Source organism: Streptomyces sp. NPDC019396, assembly GCF_040632375.1.
Lineage (GTDB): Bacteria > Actinomycetota > Actinomycetes > Streptomycetales > Streptomycetaceae > Streptomyces.
The window spans coordinates 300225-318488 of record NZ_JBEYBS010000001.1; the positions used below are offsets into that span (position 1 = coordinate 300225).

General features: G+C 70.6%; 16 protein-coding genes. All 16 read right to left on the reverse strand.

The window, feature by feature from the left end; genetic code table 11:
• Positions 1-138: 138 nt before the first annotated feature.
• The 16 genes from ABZ532_RS01385 to rsmH all read right to left on the reverse strand — a co-directional run bounded on the left by ABZ532_RS01385 (position 139) and on the right by rsmH (position 18186).
• Positions 139-1260 carry a DivIVA domain-containing protein gene (locus ABZ532_RS01385; RefSeq protein WP_361278330.1) on the reverse strand — a complete coding sequence of 374 codons (1122 nt, stop codon included), beginning with the start codon at positions 1258-1260 and terminating at the stop codon, positions 139-141.
• Positions 1261-1309: 49 nt separating this feature from the next.
• Positions 1310-1606, reverse strand: a complete 297-nt coding sequence (locus ABZ532_RS01390) for a YggT family protein (protein WP_361278332.1) — start codon at positions 1604-1606, stop codon at positions 1310-1312.
• Positions 1607-1672: 66 nt separating this feature from the next.
• A complete protein-coding gene (gene sepF / locus ABZ532_RS01395) occupies positions 1673-2296 on the reverse strand; it encodes a cell division protein SepF (protein WP_361278335.1) in 624 nt (207 codons plus the stop codon).
• Positions 2297-2430: 134 nt separating this feature from the next.
• Positions 2431-3147, reverse strand: a complete 717-nt coding sequence (locus ABZ532_RS01400; RefSeq protein ID WP_361278337.1) for a YggS family pyridoxal phosphate-dependent enzyme — start codon at positions 3145-3147, stop codon at positions 2431-2433.
• Complete coding sequence (gene pgeF, locus ABZ532_RS01405; RefSeq protein WP_361278339.1) at positions 3144-3902, reverse strand: peptidoglycan editing factor PgeF; 759 nt, start codon at positions 3900-3902, stop codon at positions 3144-3146. The genes ABZ532_RS01400 and pgeF overlap by 4 nt, the downstream gene beginning before the upstream one ends.
• A gap of 7 nt (positions 3903-3909) precedes the next feature.
• Entirely contained in the window at positions 3910-5115 is a 1206-nt protein-coding gene (gene ftsZ / locus ABZ532_RS01410) for a cell division protein FtsZ (protein ID WP_361278341.1), read from the reverse strand.
• 277 nt (positions 5116-5392) lie between these two features.
• On the reverse strand, positions 5393-6268 hold the full coding sequence (locus ABZ532_RS01415) for an FtsQ-type POTRA domain-containing protein (RefSeq protein ID WP_361278344.1): 876 nt from the start codon (positions 6266-6268) through the stop codon (positions 5393-5395).
• Between the two features lie 50 nt (positions 6269-6318).
• On the reverse strand, positions 6319-7413 hold the full coding sequence (murG, locus tag ABZ532_RS01420; RefSeq protein ID WP_361278346.1) for an undecaprenyldiphospho-muramoylpentapeptide beta-N-acetylglucosaminyltransferase: 1095 nt from the start codon (positions 7411-7413) through the stop codon (positions 6319-6321).
• Positions 7414-7419: 6 nt separating this feature from the next.
• Positions 7420-8787 carry a putative lipid II flippase FtsW gene (ftsW, locus tag ABZ532_RS01425; protein ID WP_361278348.1) on the reverse strand — a complete coding sequence of 456 codons (1368 nt, stop codon included), beginning with the start codon at positions 8785-8787 and terminating at the stop codon, positions 7420-7422.
• Between the two features lie 67 nt (positions 8788-8854).
• Positions 8855-10261, reverse strand: coding sequence for a UDP-N-acetylmuramoyl-L-alanine--D-glutamate ligase (murD, locus tag ABZ532_RS01430; protein WP_361278351.1), 1407 nt, complete (start codon positions 10259-10261; stop codon positions 8855-8857).
• Complete coding sequence (gene mraY / locus ABZ532_RS01435; RefSeq protein WP_361278354.1) at positions 10258-11328, reverse strand: phospho-N-acetylmuramoyl-pentapeptide-transferase; 1071 nt, start codon at positions 11326-11328, stop codon at positions 10258-10260. The genes murD and mraY overlap by 4 nt, the downstream gene beginning before the upstream one ends.
• Positions 11325-12770, reverse strand: a complete 1446-nt coding sequence (gene murF / locus ABZ532_RS01440) for a UDP-N-acetylmuramoyl-tripeptide--D-alanyl-D-alanine ligase (protein ID WP_361278356.1) — start codon at positions 12768-12770, stop codon at positions 11325-11327. Before murF ends, mraY begins: the two co-directional genes overlap by 4 nt.
• Positions 12771-12774: 4 nt before the next feature.
• Positions 12775-14412 (reverse strand): UDP-N-acetylmuramoyl-L-alanyl-D-glutamate--2,6-diaminopimelate ligase, encoded by a 1638-nt coding sequence (locus ABZ532_RS01445; RefSeq protein ID WP_361278358.1) that lies wholly within the window; start codon positions 14410-14412, stop codon positions 12775-12777.
• An 86-nt stretch (positions 14413-14498) separates the two neighbouring features.
• Entirely contained in the window at positions 14499-16466 is a 1968-nt protein-coding gene (locus tag ABZ532_RS01450; RefSeq protein ID WP_361278360.1) for a penicillin-binding protein 2, read from the reverse strand.
• 4 nt (positions 16467-16470) lie between these two features.
• A complete protein-coding gene (locus ABZ532_RS01455) occupies positions 16471-17076 on the reverse strand; it encodes a hypothetical protein (protein ID WP_361278663.1) in 606 nt (201 codons plus the stop codon).
• Positions 17077-17211: 135 nt separating this feature from the next.
• A complete protein-coding gene (gene rsmH / locus ABZ532_RS01460) occupies positions 17212-18186 on the reverse strand; it encodes a 16S rRNA (cytosine(1402)-N(4))-methyltransferase RsmH (RefSeq protein ID WP_361278362.1) in 975 nt (324 codons plus the stop codon).
• Positions 18187-18264 lie beyond the last annotated feature (78 nt).

The following is an 18264-nucleotide window of genomic DNA, read 5'->3' on the forward strand; positions in this document are numbered from 1 at the left end:
TACCGCGGAACCCGGGCCCACCACCGCGCGGCGTCCGCACACCGTGACGCCACACAACAGGGCCGGGCCCGGGACTTTCGTCCCGGGCCCGGCCCTGAATGCCTGCCGACGGCTACGCGCGCTTCGCGCGGCAGCCCGTCAGTTGTCGTCCTCGTCGATGAGGAAGCCCCGCATCGGCGACGGCGCCTGCTGCATCGGCTGCGGGCCCTGGGGCCGCACCGGTGCCATCGGCTGGGTCATCGCCGGGGACATCTGCTGCTGGCCGCCGTAGGACGGGCCCGCAGGCGAGGGGCCGTGGCCGCCCATGGTCTGGTTGCCGCCGTAGGACGGGGCACCTGCTCCGGCCGGAGCCATGGAGGGCGCCGGGGACGGGGGCAGCGAAGCCGTCGCGGGGGTCCTCGGCGGGGCCAGGGAGTCGTCAGCCTGGGTCTCCAGCTGACGGAGCTGGCTCTCCAGGTAGGACTTCAGCCGCGTGCGGTACTCGCGCTCGAAGCCACGCAGGTCCTCGACCTTGCGCTCCAGCGTGGCGCGGGCCGACTCCAGCGAGCCCATGGCGACGCGGTGCTTCTCCTGTGCGTCCCGCTCCAGCGCGTCCGCCTTGGCGCGGGCGTCCCGCTCCAGGCCCTCGGCGCGCGAACGCGCCTCACCGACGATCTTGTTGGCCTCGGAGCGGGCCTCGGCGATGGCCTGGTCGGCCGTCTGCTGGGCCAGCGAGAGCACACGCGCGGCGCTGTCGCCGCCCGGGCCCTGACCGGGGCCGCCCATCGGACCGCCCATGGGGCCGCCCATCGGGCCACCCATCGGACCGCCCTGCATCGGACCGGGGCCCATGGGGCCCTGCGGACCGCCCTGCATCTGACCGCCCTGCATCGGGCCGCCCTGCATCGGACCGCCCTGCATCGGACCGCCCTGCATCGGACCGGCCGGCAGCTGAGGGGCACCACCGGGCAGCTGGGGGGGACCCATCTGCGGGGGCTGCTGCTGGACCGGGGGTCCGGATATGGCAGCGGGCACAGGAGCGCCAGGACCTCGGCCGTCCTGCGGCTCCGGAGGTTTACGCATGCCCTGCTGCTGGTTCTGCGCCGCCGCACGGGTCGCTGCCGCGAGCTTGGCGCGCAGGTCCTCGTTCTCGCGGAGCAGACGGGTCAGCTCGGCTTCGACCTCGTCGAGAAAGGCATCGACCTCGTCCTCGTCATAGCCTTCTCGGAGGCGGACGGTCGTGAACTGCTTGTTCCGCACGTCCTCGGGGGTCAGCGGCATCTCTTCTTCACCTCTACGTAGTCGTCGGCAGTCGGCAAGACCGTATCGCTCACATCCCGCTCCCCACCCCGCGGACGATGGAGAGCAAGATATAGACGATGATCATCAGAACGAAGAAGGACAGGTCGAGTGCCACGCCCCCGAGACGCAACGGCGGAATGAACCGCCGCAGAAGCTTGAGCGGTGGATCGGTGACAGTGTAAGTGGCCTCAAGGACGACCACCATCGCCTTCCCGGGTTGCCACGAGCGGGCGAACTGGAAGACGTAGTCCATGACCAGCCGGAAGAAGAGCACGACGAGGAAGCACACCAGCGCGATGTAGACAACCTGCACTGCGACGCCCATTACCGCGCGTACCTCTCCCCTGGCTCTCGTGTCCGGCCTCGCGGCCGGGTCGTTCGTTCCCGGTGTTCAGCTCTGATTGAAGAACCCGCCCTCTGCGATGCGGGCCTTGTCCTCCGCCGTGACATCGACGTTAGCAGGCGACAGCAGGAACACCTTCTGCGTCACTCGCTCAATGCTGCCATGGAGACCGAAGACGAGTCCCGCGGCAAAGTCGACAAGTCGCTTTGCGTCGGTGTCGTCCATCTCTGTGAGGTTCATGATCACGGGGGTGCCCTCGCGGAAGTGTTCCCCGATGGTACGGGCCTCGTTGTAGGTCCGGGGGTGCAGCGTCGTGATGCGGTAGGGCTCCCGCTCGGACACAACCTTGGGCATGATCACCGGGGCGTTCTTCTCCAGATTCGGACGTTCAGGTGTGATGGATGCCACGGGGGCGATTCGCGCCGGACGTCCTGATTCCGCGGGCGGCGGCGCGGAATGGGCTACCGGTTCACGAGGGGCGGGCGGCTGCACGGCGCGCACCGGCTCCTCCCGTTCCACCTGGTGCGGGGGCTGGTGCCGGCGCCGATCCCGCTCGGGCTCCGGGTCCATCTCGGGTTCGAAGTCGTCGTCGGGGTCGAATCCCCGGCCGTCGTACCCATCGTCCTCCACGAGGCCGAGGTAGACCGCCATCTTGCGCATCGCGCCGGCCATTCTCTGAGTCCTCCGCTCTGTGGTGGATCGGCTTCGTTCGGCTACGTCACCAAGTGCCCGCGATCCACTCGGCCTGTCCGCTATTCGACGGAAATGACCATATTTTCTACTGTGGTCCGACTTGCATCGCGACGTTACCCGAGCCGAGGTCGGACTCCGAGTACCGCCGTACCGACGCGCACATGTGTCGCTCCGGCCGCCACCGCGTCCTCGAGGTCCGCACTCATCCCCGCTGACACCATGTTCGCAGCAGGATGGGTCGCGCGCACGCCCGATGAGAATTCCATCAGCCGCTCGAAGGCGGCCTGTTGACGCCCGGCGTAGGGACCTTCCAGCGGCGCGACGGTCATCAGTCCGTCGAGCCTGAGACCGGGCGACTCGTCGACCGCAGCCGCCAACTCCGCGATCCCGTCGGGCGAGACGCCGCCACGGCCGCCCGAGCCCGACTCCACGTCGAGGGCGACCTGGATCAGGCAGCCCAGCTCACGCCCCTCGCGCACCGCCGCGGCGGACAGTGCCCGAACGAGCTTCAACCGGTCGACCGACTGCACGATATCGGCATAACTCGCCACCGATCGGACCTTGTTGGTCTGGAGCTGACCCACGAAGTGCCAGGTGAGATCGAGATCGGAACACGCGGCGGCCTTCGGTGCCGCGTCCTGGTCCTTGTTCTCTGCGACGTGCCGCACCCCGAGCTCATGCAGCAGCCGCACGTCGCTCGCGGGGTACGTCTTGGTGACCACGATGAGGGTCACTTCTTCACGCTTGCGCCCGGCCGCGGTACAGGCGGAAGCGATACGTTCCTCCACCCGCGCAAGGTTCTCGGCGAGTTCGGTCCTGCGGTCGGTCATCGCTCTTCTCTTCCACTGCCTTCGGCTTCCAGCCAGACATAGCCGGCCAGACGCCCCGTGGTGCGGTCGCGGCGATACGAGTAGTGGTCGCCCGATTCCCGTGTGCAGACCGGCGATACCTGGCGGTCCCGTACACCGAGCGCCGCGAGCTGGGCATGGACCCCGGCCGTGACATCGACGGCGGGAGTGCCCCAGCTGGTCTCCGACCATGCCTCGGGCACCGCTGCCGCGACCTCGGCGCGCATGGCCTCCGGCACCTCGTAGCACCGTCCGCAGACGGCGGGTCCGGTGCGGGCGACGATCCGTCCCGGATCGGCCCCGAGCGCGATCATGGCCTCCACGGCGGCCGGTACGACCCCCGCGACCATTCCGGGGCGCCCCGCGTGCGCCGCGCCCGCGACCCCGGCGACCGGATCGGCGAGGAGGACCGGGGTGCAGTCGGCGGTGAGTACCGCGAGGGCGAGACCGCGCCGGGCGGTCACCACCGCGTCCACCGCGGGTACATCCGCGGCGGTCGCCCAGGGGCCGTCGGCCAGGGCGACATCACGTCCGTGCACCTGGTTCATCCAAATCACGAGTCCCGGTTCGAGCCCGAGTGCCTTGGCGGCCAGCTCACGGTTCGTGCGAACGGCGGCGGGGTCGTCGCCGACCGCGCCGCCGAGGTTGAGCTCCGCGTACGGAGCGGCGCTCACCCCGCCCCACCTGTCGGTGAAGGCGAAGTGGGCGCCGCTCACGCTGTCCTGCCCCCGTATCACCGCGATGTCACTTCAGGAAGTCCGGGACATCCAGCTCTTCGGCCTGGCTGTCGTACGGGCGGGCCGTGGGGACCTGCGGGGTGGAGCCGCCGTGCAGCGAGCTGTCGCCCGCCACCGGAACCGGTTCGGCCGGGGCCGCGGACTCCTCGCGCGGGGGCACCGAGCCGAGGCCGCCGATGGAGCGGGGCTCCGGGCGGGCCGCGGGCGCGGGCTCCTCGCGCTTGGCCGCGGTGGAGCCGATCACATTGTCGCGGCGAGCCGGGGGCTGGCCCCCGTCGAAGCCGGCCGCGATGACCGTGACCCGCACCTCGTCCCCGAGCGCGTCGTCGATGACGGCGCCGAAGATGATGTTGGCCTCGGGGTGGGCCGCCTCGCTGACCAGCTGGGCCGCCTCGTTGATCTCGAACAGACCGAGGTCCGAGCCGCCGGAGATGGAGAGCAGCACACCACGGGCGCCGTCGATGGACGCCTCGAGCAGCGGCGAGGAGATCGCCATCTCGGCCGCGGCCACCGCCCGGTCGTCGCCACGGGCGGAACCGATGCCCATGAGGGCGGATCCGGCCTCGGACATGACCGACTTGACGTCGGCGAAGTCGAGGTTGATCAGACCCGGTGTGGTGATCAGATCGGTGATGCCCTGGACACCGGAGAGTAGGACCTGGTCGGCCGACTTGAACGCGTCGAGCACGCTGACCTGGCGGTCCGAGATGGACAGCAGCCGGTCGTTCGGGATCACGATGAGGGTGTCGACCTCTTCGCGGAGCTCGGCGATGCCGTCCTCGGCCTGGTTGGCGCGGCGGCGGCCTTCGAAGGTGAAGGGCCGGGTGACGACACCGATGGTCAGTGCGCCCAGCGAGCGCGCGATGTTGGCCACGACGGGTGCGCCGCCGGTGCCGGTGCCGCCGCCTTCGCCCGCGGTGACGAAGACCATGTCGGCCCCCTTGAGGACCTCCTCGATCTCCTCGCGGTGATCCTCTGCCGCCTTGCGGCCGACGGCCGGGTTGGCCCCGGCGCCGAGGCCGCGGGTGAGCTCGCGGCCGACATCGAGCTTGACGTCGGCGTCGCTCATCAGCAGCGCCTGTGCGTCGGTGTTGATCGCGATGAACTCGACGCCCTTGAGGCCGACCTCGATCATCCGGTTGATGGCATTCACACCACCGCCGCCGACACCGATGACCTTGATGACTGCGAGGTAGTTCTGCGGTGCTGCCACGTCGAAGGCCTCTCGCCTCGAGATACGTGTCGTCCTTCGCGGGGGATCCCGCGCCGTGACGACGGATGCCGATGGGACGGTCCGAAATGCCGACCCAAACCCTAACGTTGAAGTTTAGGGTTACCAGTGTCTCTTGTTCAGGACTCTCTCGAACGAGACACTAAGTCGATAAGTGGCGCGCGTTCAACGAACACGCCGAACCTCCCGTTTTTCTTTTCACCCTATGTGATCAGCCGTTGCGCTGACCAACCAGGGTGCTGGCCTGCACATATGCGCGTCAACTTCCGGACGCCGCAGGGGCGGTCGGGGCACTGACATCGAAGTGCCGGGCATCGGGCTGTGCTTTCAGCAGCGCCGCCAGCGCCCGGGCCTTGGCCTCGCCGTCGTCGCCACTGCCCCACATCACTGTTCTGCCACGCGTCAGCTTCATGGTGATGAAGTCATACGAACGGATTTCGACGGACCGAAGCGCCTGGGCGACACCCCGCGGAAGCCCGGAGGTGACACGGACCGCCTCCCGCACCAGCCGCTGCTCGCCGAAACGGCGCAGGCTCGAAGGCTGGAGGGCGGTCACCTCCAGCAGAGGCAGCCCCTCGGGGGGCGTGTTCACGGTCGCGAACCGCACCCCCTCCGCATCCAACTCGACGAACTTCCCGGCCTCTTCCACGAGGAGGACCGGCTTTCGCTCCACCACCGTCAACTCGACCCCGCGCGGCCAGGAACGGACGGCCTCGACCGAGTCGATCCGGGGCAGCTTCTGACGCAACCGCGCCTCGATCCCGTCCAGATCAACCGAAACGAGTGGTGATCCGACCGGGACCGCCGCCGCCCGTTCCACCTCGCGAGGGGTGAGCACGGTCGTACCGGCGACGCGGACTTCTGCGATGCGCAGCCAGGAAGAGCCGTACAGCAGCCAGATCCCGGCACCGGAGAGCACGACGAGTGCCGAGACGGCCAGCAGCATCCGGAGGCGGAACGCCCGGGACGGGCTGTGGCCGGGGGCTCCCCCGCTCCGGCCCGACTGCCCGGAACCGGCGGAGCCGGAGCCGGGGCGACTGGGCTTACCGGGTTTCCCGGATCCGCTGGACCCACTCGACGGGCGCCGGCCGTTCGGCTTGCGTGCGCCGCGATCGGCGGTCGTCGGTCCGGCCATCTCCGCGCCCTGCCCTTCGTCGTGCTGCCCTCGTGCTGCCCGGCCGGCACCTATCGGCGCGCCCTGGCGGCAATCGCCTCGTAGACCATTCCGACAAGCAGATCGTCTGCATCCCGGCGCCCGAACTCGGCGGCGGCGCGGGACATCTCGTACAGCCGGTGCGGATCGGCGAGCACCGGGAGCACGTTCCCCTGGACCCACTGGGGGCTCAGCTCGGCGTCGTCGACCAGCAGTCCGCCACCGGCCTTCACCACCGGCTGGGCGTTGAGCCGCTGTTCGCCGTTGCCGATCGGCAGCGGGACGTACGCGGCAGGCAGCCCGACGGCGGACAGCTCGGCGACGGTCATGGCGCCCGCGCGGCACAGCATCATGTCGGCTGCCGCATACGCGAGATCCATTCGGTCCAGATACGGTACCGGGATGTAGGGCGGCATTCCGGGCATGTTGTCGACGCGCGGCAGCTCGTTCTTGGGGCCGACCGCGTGCAGGATCTGGATCCCGGAGCGCTGGAGCAGCGGGGCGATCTGCTGGGTCACCTCGTTGAGCCGGCGGGCTCCCTGGGAGCCACCGGAGACCAGCAGGGTGGGCAGGTTGGGGTCGAGCCCGAAGGCGGCGCGGGCCTCGGGGCGCACCCGGGCCCGGTCCAGGGTCGCGATCGCCCGGCGCAGCGGGATGCCGATGTAGCGGGAGTCGCGCAGCTTGCTGTCCGGGGTGGAGACCGCGACGGCGGCGGCGTAGCGGGAGCCGATCTTGTTGGCCAGGCCCGGGCGGGCATTGGCCTCGTGGACCACGATCGGCACACCGAGCCGCTTGGCGGCGAGATAGCCGGGCAGCGCGACATAGCCGCCGAAGCCGACGACGCAGTCGGCCTTCGTGCGCTCCAGGATCTGCTCCGCCGCCTTGATGGTGCCGCGCAGCCGCCCGGGAACCGTGATCAGTTCGGGAGTCGGCTTGCGCGGCAGCGGCACGGCGGGGATCAGGGCCAGCTCATAGCCCCGCTCGGGAACAAGCCTGGTCTCCAGGCCCCGCTCCGTGCCGAGTGCTGTGATGCCCACGGCCGGATCCTGCCTGCGCAGGGCGTCCGCGAGGGCGAGCGCGGGCTCGATGTGGCCGGCGGTCCCCCCGCCGGCGAGTACGACATGCACCGAAATTCACCGCTCTCCGGACGGACGCTTCGTCATGCGCCGTCTCATCGTCTTCCATCTCACCCCGGTCCCGCGTGCGGCCAGGGCCGCCTTCGCCGCGGGATCCTCACGCGCGAACGCGATCAGCAGCCCCACGGCGAACATGGTCGGCAGCAAGGCGGAGCCTCCGTAGGAGAACAGCGGGAGGGGGACTCCGGCGATCGGCAGCAGCCCGAGCACCGCACCGATGTTGATCACGGCTTGCGCCGTGATCCAGGTGGTCACGCCTCCCGCGGCGTACCTCACGAAGGGGTCCTCCGTGCGTCCGGCCACGCGGATACCCGCATAGCCTAGAGCCGCGAAGAGAGTGAGCACCGACAGCGTCCCCGCCAGCCCCAGTTCCTCCCCGGTGATGGCGAAGATGAAGTCGGTGTGCGCTTCGGGTAGTTGGCCCCATTTTTCCACACTCGCACCGATGCCGGAACCGAACCATCCGCCGGACGCGAGCGCGTAGATCCCGTGCACGGCCTGCCAGCAGATGTCCCCCGGCCCCGGGTCGGTGGCGCCCACACACTGGAACCTGCCCATCCGGTTGGGGCTGGTCTTGATCAGTACGGCACCGATGACCACGGCGACGGCGAGTACTCCGGTGAACAGCCTGGTGGGGGCTCCGGCCAGCCAGAGCAGCCCGAAGAGGATCGCGGCCAGGATGATCGAGGTGCCCATGTCCCCGCCGAGCATGATCAGCCCGAGCAGGAGGAAGGCGACCGGCACCAGCGGAACGAGCAGGTGCTTCCACTGGGTGAGCAGCCGTTTGTCCTGCTTGCGGGCGAGCAGGTCGGCGCCCCAGAGGATCAGGGCGAGCTTGCCGAACTCACTGGGCTGGAGCTGGAAGGGACCGCCGAGGTAGATCCAGTTCTGGTTGCCGTTGACGGAATGCCCTATCCCCGGGATCTGCACCAGCACCATCAGGAAGACGCTGACGAGGAGCAGAGGGTAGGCGAGCGCCCGGTGGAGACGGGACGGCATCCGGGAGGCGGCCAGGAGCAGCACGGTGCCGATGGCCGCGGCAAGGAACTGCTTGCGGAAGAAGTACGAGGGGGCAAGCGAGTACGTCAGCGCCGTGATCATCGACGCGGAATAGACCATCACCAGGCCCAGCCCGGTGATCAGCAGCCCCGCGCCGAGGATCACGTAGTAGGCGGTGAGCGGCCGGTCCCAGGCCCTTCGCGCCTGCTCGATGATGCGCCGGGGCCCCCCTCCCCCCGGTGCGCCCGGACCGCTGCCGCGGCCCGTCCCGCCGCGTACGGAGGAACGCCGCCGCGCCGGGGTGCCCGCGGTGCTGCTGCGCGGCAGTACTCCGGGGAGCGCGGCAGTGGGGTCGTGCTGCGGCATGGGCGGTGTCCCCTCAAGAGCTCGGTTGGCCTCCGGTCGTGGGCGGTGGCGACGGGGACCTGGCCGGTCAGGCGAGTGCGCGGACGGCTTCCGCGAAGGCCTCGCCCCGCTTGTTGTAGTTGGTGAACATGTCCATCGAGGCACAGGCGGGGGCCAGCAGCACCGTGTCCCCCGGCTGTGCGAGCCCCGCCGCCGCACGGACCGCCGCCGGCATCGCCCCAGTGTCTGTCCGCTCGATGTCGACCACCGGGACCTCGGGGGCGTGTCGCGCGAGCGCTTCGGCGATCAGCGCACGGTCCGCACCCATCAGTACGACGCCCCGCAGCCGCTGTGCGGACGCGCGGACCAGCTCGTCGAAGGTCGCGCCCTTCGCCAGCCCGCCCGCGATCCATACGATCGGTTCATATGCCGCCAAAGAGGCTTCCGCGGCATGGGTGTTGGTGGCCTTCGAGTCGTCGACGTAGGCGACCCCCGCGACATGTGCGACATGCTCGATGCGGTGCGCGTCGGGGCGGAAGGCGCGCAGCCCGTCCCGTACGGCCGCGGGAGCGACCCCGTAGGCCCTGGCGAGGGCCGCGGCGGCCAGCGCGTTGGCGATGTTGTGCGGGGCCGGCGGGTTGATGTCGGAGACCTCGGCCAGCTCCTGGGCCTGCTTCTGCCGGTTCTCCACGAAGGCGCGGTCCACGAGGATGCCGTCCACCACACCGAGCTGGGAGGGCCCGGGGGCGCCGAGGGTGAAGCCGATCGCACGGCAGCCCTCGACCACATCGGCCTCGCGCACCAGGTCCTCGGTGGCGGGGTCGGCGGCGTTGTAGACGCAGGCGACCGTGTTGCCCTCGTAGATCCGGCCCTTGTCGGCAGCGTACGCCTCCATCGAGCCGTGCCAGTCGAGGTGGTCGGGTGCGAGGTTGAGCACGGCGGCCGAGTGGGCGCGCAGCGAGGGCGCCCAGTGGAGCTGGTAGCTGGAGAGCTCGACGGCGAGCACGTCGTACTTTTCGTCGCCTCGCACGGCGTCCAGCAGCGAGACCCCGATGTTGCCCACGGCCGCCGTCTTCAGCCCTGCGGCCTCCAGGATCGAGGCGAGCATCCGTACGGTCGTGGTCTTGCCGTTGGTGCCGGTGACCGCGAGCCAGGGGGGTGAGTCGGGGCCGCGCAGCCGCCAGGCCAGTTCCACATCGCCCCAGACCTCCACGCCCGCCTCGGCGGCCGCTGCGAACAGGGGCTTGTCGGGCTTCCAGCCGGGCGCTGTGACGACCAGCTCGGTGCCCGCCGGCAGGGTCGCCCCGTCACCGAGACGGACGGTGATCCCCGCCGCCTCCAGCTCCGCGGCCTGCGCACGCGCGCGCTCGTCGTCGCCGTCGTTGACGACCGTGACGACCGCGCCCAGGCCGTGCAGGACGCGCGCGGCCGGAATGCCGCTCACGCCCAGCCCGGCGACGGTGACGTGCTTGCCCCGCCAGTCCTGCGTGCTCACTTGTCGGCCGCCCAGCCCGCGTAGAAGATACCCAGACCCACGATGACGCACATGCCCTGAATGATCCAGAATCGGACCACCACAAGCACTTCCGACCAGCCCTTGAGCTCGAAGTGGTGCTGGAGCGGAGCCATCCGGAAGACCCGCTTGCCGGTGAGCCGGAAGGAGCCGACCTGGATGACCACCGACATGGTGATCAGCACGAACAGACCGCCGAGCAGGGCCAGCAGCAGCTCGGTGCGGGAGCAGATCGCGAGGCCCGCCAGCGCACCGCCGAGGGCGAGCGAGCCCGTGTCACCCATGAAGATCTTGGCCGGCGAGGTGTTCCACCACAGGAAGCCGAAGCAGGCGCCCATCAGCGCGGAGGCGACCACGGCGAGGTCGAGCGGGTCGCGTACCTCGAAGCAGGCGTTGGGGTTGGTCAGGGTGACGGCGTTGGCGCAGGACTCCTGGAACTGCCAGAGCCCGATGAAGGTGTAGGCGCCGAAGACCATCACGGAGGCACCGGTGGCCAGACCGTCCAGGCCGTCCGTGAGGTTCACGCCGTTCGACATCGCGAGGATCATGAACAGCGCCCAGACCACGAACAGCACCGGCCCGATGGACCAGCCGAAGTCGGTGACGAACGAGAGCTTCGTGGAGGCGGGGGTCTGGCCGCGGATGTCGGCGAACTGGAGCGCCAGGACAGCGAAGGCGATGCCGACGATCAGCTGTCCGGCCATCTTCGCCTTGGCCCGCAGGCCCAGCGACCGCTGCTTGACGATCTTGATGTAGTCGTCCAGGAAGCCGACCAGGCCCATGCCCGCCATCAGGAACAGCACCAGCACGCCCGAGAACGACGGCTTCTCACCGGTGATCACCTTGGCGAGGGCGTAGGCGATGAGCGTGGCCAGGATGAAGGCGATGCCGCCCATCGTGGGCGTGCCCTTCTTGCTGCCGTGGCTGCGCGGCCCGTCGTCACGGATGAACTGGCCGTAACCCTTGCGGGCCAGCAGCTTGATCAGCAGCGGGGTGCCGATGAGCGTCAGGAAGAGCCCGATGGCTCCCGAGAAGAGGATCTGCCTCATCGACCGGCTACCCGCCCCTCGGAAGAGCCCGCCGAGTTCGCGTTCTCGAGCAGCGCCAGGGCGATCCGCTCAAGCCCGGCCGACCTCGAAGCCTTCACCAGCACGACGTCTCCCGGACGCAGTTCTCTGCGCAACAGATCAACAGCCGCCTGCGCGTCGGACACGTGCACCGACTCCTCACCCCACGAACCCTCGTTATAGGCGCCCAGTTGCAACCAGGACGCTTCCCTGCCCCCGACTGCCACGAGCTTGCTGACGTTGAGCCGGACGGCGAGCCGTCCGACCGCGTCGTGCTCGGCGAGCGCCTCGTCCCCGAGCTCGGCCATCGGGCCGAGCACCGCCCAGGTACGTCCCCCGGCGGCCCGTGCAGCCGCTCCCATGGCCACGAGGGCGCGCAGGGCGGCCCTCATGGACTCGGGGTTCGCGTTGTAGGCGTCGTTGACGATCGTCACGCCGTCCGGACGCTCGGTGACCTCCATACGCCAGCGGGAGAGGGTGCCGGCCTCGGAGAGCGCGGTGGCGATCTCGTCGACGGGCATGCCCAGCTCATGGGCGACGGTGGCCGCGGCGAGCGCGTTCGACACGTGGTGCTCACCGTACAGCCGCAGGGTCACTTCACCGCACCCGGAGGGGGTACGCAGCCGGAATGCGGGCTGTCCACTCGGCGTCAACCGGACGTTCTCCGCCCGTACGTCCGCTTCGCCCGCCTCGCCGAAGAGCACGACGCGTGCCTTCGTACGGGAGGCCATCGCACGCACCAGGGGGTCGTCGGCGTTGAGGACGGCGATTCCGCCCTGCTCCGCGGGCGGGAGGCACTCCACGAGCTCGCCCTTGGCCTGGGCGATCTGCTCACGGCCGCCGAACTCGCCGATGTGGGCGCTGCCGACGTTGAGCACCACACCGATACGCGGCGGGGTGAGGCCGGTGAGGTAGCGGATGTGGCCGATGCCCCGGGCACCCATCTCCAGTACGAGATGGCGGGTTTGCGCCGTTGCGCGCAGCGCGGTCAGCGGCAGGCCGATCTCGTTGTTGAGGGAGCCGGGTGTCCACACCGTCGGGGCGTGACGCTCCAGCAGCTGGGCGATGAGGTCCTTGGTGGAGGTCTTCCCGGCGGAGCCGGTGAGGGCGACGACCTCCGTGCCGAGCCGCTCGACCACGGCCCGGGCCAGCGCACCCAGAGCGGTCTGCACATCGTCCACGACGATGGCGGGCACGCCGACGGGGCGGACCGCGAGCACCGCGACGGCACCCGCCGCGACCGCGCGCTCCGCGTAGTCATGGCCGTCGACACGCTCACCGGTGAAGGCGGCGAAGAGACTGCCGGCCTCGACCTGACGGGAGTCGATGACAACGGATCCGGTGACCTGGATGGCCGGATCCGGTATGTCGTGGGTCTGTCCGCCGACGATGTGGGCGATCTCGGCGAGGGAGAGGGCGATCACTGCTTCATCCCTGACTGTTCTGGAAACGGGCTGCGTCTGCCGTACCCGCTGTGTCCGCTGCGTCTGCTGTATCCGCTGCGCCTGCTGTCTCCTGCGCGCCGGTACGGTGCCCCGAACGGGCTTCGATCGCTTCGCGGAGCACCTGCCGGTCGTCGAAGGGCCGGACCACCCCGGCGATGTCCTGGCCCTGTTCATGGCCCTTGCCCGCGATCAGCACGGTGTCGCCCGCTTCGGCCCGTGCGACCGCCGCCGCGATCGCGGCGGCGCGGTCCTCGAACACCTGGACCTCACCGCGCTCATGCGCGGGCACCTCGGCGGCGCCGGCCAGCATCGTGGCGAGGATCGCGAGCGGGTCCTCGGAGCGGGGGTTGTCTGAGGTCAGGATGGCTGTGTCGGCGTGGCGTGCCGCCGCGGCCCCCATCGGTTCCCGCTTGGTCGTGTCCCGGTCGCCGCCACAGCCGAGCACGATGTGCAGCCGGCCCTTGGTGACCTTGCGCAGGGCGCGCAGCACCGACTCCACGGCGTCCGTCTTGTGCGCGTAGTCGACGACGGCGAGATAGGGCTGTCCGGCGTCGACGCGTTCCAGCCTGCCGGGCACCCCGGGGACCGCGGCCACTCCGTCGGCCGCGGTCTGCGGGTCGATTCCGGCCACGGCGAGGGTGGTGATCGCGGCAAGCGTGTTGGCCACGTTGAAGGACCCCGGCAGCGGCGCCCGGGCGCTCACCCGCTCGCCACGCGGGCCGACGGCCGTGAACACCGATCCGAGCGAGCCCAGTTCGACCCCCTCGGCCCGCCAGTCGGCGTCGGGGTGGCCCTCGGCGGAGAAGGTGACGACCGGGATCGGAGACTCGGCAGCCAGCCGCCTGCCGTACTCGTCGTCCAGGTTGACGACGCCACGCCGGGCCCGGGCGGGAGTGAAGAGCTGCGCCTTGGCCTGGAAGTAGTCCTCCATGCCGGAGTGGAACTCCATGTGCTCAGGGCTCAGGTTGTTGAAGACGGCGATGTCGAAGACACAGCCGTCGACCCGGCCGAGCACGAGTGCGTGGCTGGACACCTCCATGGCGACCGACTCGATGCCGCGTTCGCGCATCACCGCGAACAGCGCCTGGAGGTCGGTGGCTTCGGGGGTGGTGCGCTCCGCCTTGATGCGCTCGTCGTCGATGCGCATCTCGACCGTGCCGATGAGTCCGGTGCGGCGGCCCGCGCCGCGCAGCCCGCCCTCCACCAGATAGGCGGTGGTGGTCTTCCCCGAGGTGCCCGTGATGCCGATCTGGAGCAGGCCCTCACCGGGCTGCCCGTAGATCGCCGCGGCGAGGGCGCCCATGCGGCCGCGCGGGTTCTCGGTGACCAGCACCGGCAGCCCGGTCGCGGCGGCGCGCTCCGCGCCGGTGGGGTCGGTGAGTACGGCAGCGGCGCCGAGCTCCTTCGCCTGGGCGACGTAGTCGGCGCCGTGCAGGCGGGCTCCGGGGAGCGCCGCGTAAAGATCTCCGGGGCGTACCGCCCGGGAGTCATGGGTGATGCCGGTGACCGCGCCGGAGCCAGGGCGCTCGACCCCCAGCCGGTCGGCCAGCTCACTGAGGTCGATCGGACGGACCTCGGCCGGACGGGGTGGGGCGGTTCGGTACTGATCAGCATGTGGCACGGCGGTGAGCGTACCGGGCGTACCGGGACCGGTGCTAAATGAGGGGGGGTCGGGCGTGATCCTTGTCACGGAAGGTGCCTCCCCGGTCATGTGCCCGGTTCGAACGTCACCGGAAGCCGCGCGGGCGGTTTGCCGGTGGGTGCGACCTGAAGAGTCCTGAGGGCGAATTCCATGACCTTCTTGTAGATGGGTCCGCAGATCTGGCCGCCGAAGTAGCTGCCCTTGGTCGGGTTCTGGATGGCGCAGTAGACCGTGATCTGGGGGGCGTCGGCGGGTGCGAAACCCGCGAAGGAGGCGGTGTAGCCCTTGTAGCGACCCGTTTCCGGATCGACCCGGTTGGCCGTACCGGTCTTTCCGGCGACGCGGTAGCCGGGGATCTTGGCTCTGGTGCCGGTGCCCTCCTCGCTGCCGACGACCGATTCGAGCATGGTGGCCAGCGTGCGGGCGGTCTTCTCGCTGACCACCCGGGACTTGCCGGGCTCGGGGGCGGCGGTGAACCTTCCGTCGGGCCCGGTGGTGCCCCGGATCAGCGTGGGGTCGATGCGTACGCCGCCGTTGGCGATGGTGGAGTACACCGACGCGGCCTGGACGGCGTTGACGGACAGGCCCTGGCCGAAGGGGATCGTGTACTGCTGCGAGGTGGACCACTTCTGCGGCTTGGCGAGGATGCCGGGCGACTCGCCGGGGTAGTGGAGTCCGGTCGGGCTGCCGATGCCGAACTTACGCAGATACGAGTGGAGCACCCGGTTGGCCTCCGCCTGGGTCCTGCCTAGCTGACCGGCCGCCAGGATCGTGCCGATGTTGCTGGACTTGGCGAGCACCCCGTTGAGGGTGAGATGCCAGGTGGGGTGGTCGATGTCGTCGTGGAAGAGCCGGTCTCCGCGGTGCAGCCGGTTCGGGACGGTGACATGGGTGGCGGGGGTCGCGGCCTGCTCCTCCAGGACCGCTGCCATGGACATGACCTTGCTGGTGGAGCCCGGCTCGTACACATCCTGGAGTGCGGCGTTGCCCATGGCAGCCGCATTCGCCTGGGAGATGTCGTTCGGGTCGAATCCGGGGGCGTTGGCCATGGCGAGGATCTCGCCGGTGCGGGTGTTCTGGACCACGACATAGCCGCGGTCGGCCTTGGACTTCCTCACCTGGGCGGCGATCGCCTGCTGGGCGGCCCACTGGATGTCGCGGTCGATGGTGAGCTCGATGTCGGAGCCGGGGACGGCGGGCACCTCGCGCGCTCCCGCGGTGGGCACCCGCCGGCCACCGGACTGGGCGTAGCTGATCTCCCCGTCCTTGCCCGCGAGTTCGGCGTCGAGCATGGACTCCAGGCCGCCCCCGCCACGGCCTTCGGCGTTGACGTAACCCAGTATCCCCGCCCCGAGATCGCCGTTCGGGTAGACGCGCTTGCTGCTGGCCTCACGGAACACCCCGGCCAGCACATTGGCCCCTGGGCCGCCCTTGGCCTGGTCGGCCCTGGCCTTCTCGGCGAAGACGCCCTTGAGGTCGCTGATCTGCTTCCACACCTGGGGCGTCTGGCGCCGGGCGAGGACGGTGTAGCGCGACTTGGGGGTCTTGAGCCGGTTCGCGAGCTCGGCGGCCTCCTTGCCGAGGATCGGGGCGAGCAGCGCCGCCGCCTGCTCGGGTGCGTCCGGGGCCTTGCTCTCCTCGGGGGTGAACATCTTCGGGTCGGCGGTGATGTCGTACGCGTCGACGCTGGTCGCGAGGGCGATTCCGGACCGGTCAGTGATCTCTCCCCGTTCGGCGGTGATCTTGTGGCTCATATAGCGGTTCTTGTCGGCCATGGCCGCGTATGTGCCCGCGTCGACCGCCTGCACCTGGAGGAGGCGTACGACGAACACGAGCATGGTGAGGCTGAGGGCCAGACTGACGAGCCGCAGCCGGGGACGAGGGCTGCCGAGCCGGATCCGCTGGGGCGGGGCTGCGGGCCGGCGCGCGGCAGGGCGGGGACGGTTCGCGGGCCGGGGGCGGGGACGCTGGGCGCCGCCGGATGGGCGGGCGGGGCCGGGGACGCGGCGGCGCGGAGTTTCCTTGGGGGGCACGGCGTCACCTGCCGGAGTTCGTGGACGGCTGCTGCGGTGTCTCGGGGGCTGCGGACCTCGCGGGGGCCACCGGCCGCACAGGGGTCGCGGGCAGTGCCGGATTCGCGGGCTCCGCGCGGCCGGCGGGCGCGGCAGGGCTCGCGGATGGTGCGGGGTTCGCGGACGCGGGGGAAGAACCGGGCGCGGCAGATACGGCCGCGGACGGGGCAGGGGGTGCTGCGGAGGCACCGGGGGACGCGGCGCCGGGTGCCGCACCGGGCGAGGCGGCGGGGGACTCCGGGGCCACGTACGGCTCGGCCGTGGCCTTCCTCGGCACCCCCCTGACCTTGCCGTCCGGTTCCAGGAACGCGGGGTTGCCACCGGGCACCATGCCGAGCTCGCGGGCCCGCCGCTGGAGCGCGTCCGGGGCCGAGCGGCTGTCCACGTCCCGCTGGAGGGCCTGCTCCTCGTCCGTGGACTCAGTGGTCTTCCTCCTCAGTTCGCTCAGCTCGAACGACCCCTCGTTGAGGGAGGAGTTGAGCAGCAGCAGGCTGATGAGGCCACCGCCCAGAAGGACGACCACAAGCAGGACGAAGGGCGTACGGGCGGCGGTGCGGGGGCCGGACGGCATCAGCCCGGCCAGCCGGGCGGCCCGTCCCCTGAGCTGACCGGCGGCCTTCTTCACCACGTGCCCTCCCTCACCCGGCCGCCGGCACCGGGCGGCTCGTCGCCGGGACTTCCGTCGCAGCCGGCGCCTCGGCGGCTGTCACTGCGCGTCCTCGCGGATCCGCTCCGCGCCCCGCAGCCGGGCGGGAGCCGCGCGGCGGTTCTCGGCGACCTCCTCCTCGGTGGGGAGTTCGGCACCACGGGTCAGCAGCTTCAGCCGGGGCTGGTAGCGCTCGGGCACCACGGGCAGCCCGGGCGGGGCCGTGCTGGCCGCGCCCGCCGCGAAGACCTGCTTGACCAGCCGGTCCTCCAGCGAGTGGTAGGAGAGCACCGCGATCCGGCCACCGACCGCGAGGGCCCGCACCGCGGCGGGGATCGCCCGCTCCAGGACCGACAGCTCGCCGTTGACCTCGATCCGCAGCGCCTGGAAGGTGCGCTTCGCGGGGTTGCCACCGGTGCGCTTGGCGGCCTGCGGCAGGGCGTCGCGGATCAGCTCGACAAGCCTGGCGCTGTGGCTGAACGGTTCCTTCTCGCGCTCGCGGACGACGGCCGCCACGATCCGCTTGGCCTGCTTCTCCTCGCCGTAGGTGCGCAGGATCCGTACCAGCTCACCGGGCGGATAGGTGTTCAGCACCTCCGCCGCGCTGACGCCGGTCGTCTGGTCCATACGCATGTCGAGCGGGGCGTCCTGGGCGTAGGCGAAACCGCGGTCGGCCTCGTCGAGCTGCATGGAGGAGACACCCAGGTCGAAGAGGACGCCCTGGACCCGGGGAGTACCGAGCCGGTCGAGCACGTCGGGCAGCTCGTCGTAGACGGCGTGCACCAGGGTGGCGCGCTCCCCGAAGGGGGCGAGCCGCTCGCCGGACAGCCGCAGCGCCTCCTTGTCACGGTCGAGCGCGACCAGGCGGGCTTCGGGGAAACGGGTGAGCAGCGCTTCGCTGTGGCCGCCGAGCCCGAGGGTGCAGTCCACGACGACGGGGGCTTGTGCCCCGTCCCCGGAAGGTGCCGGCTCCAGGGCGGGTGCCAGCAGGTCCAGGCACCGCTGGAGCATCACCGGGACGTGTCGCTCGCTCAATGCGCCCTCTCAGGTCCGACGTGTTCGGATACCGGGGCCCCGGGGGGTACGTATGCCGTTGCCGGTGCCACGCCGCAC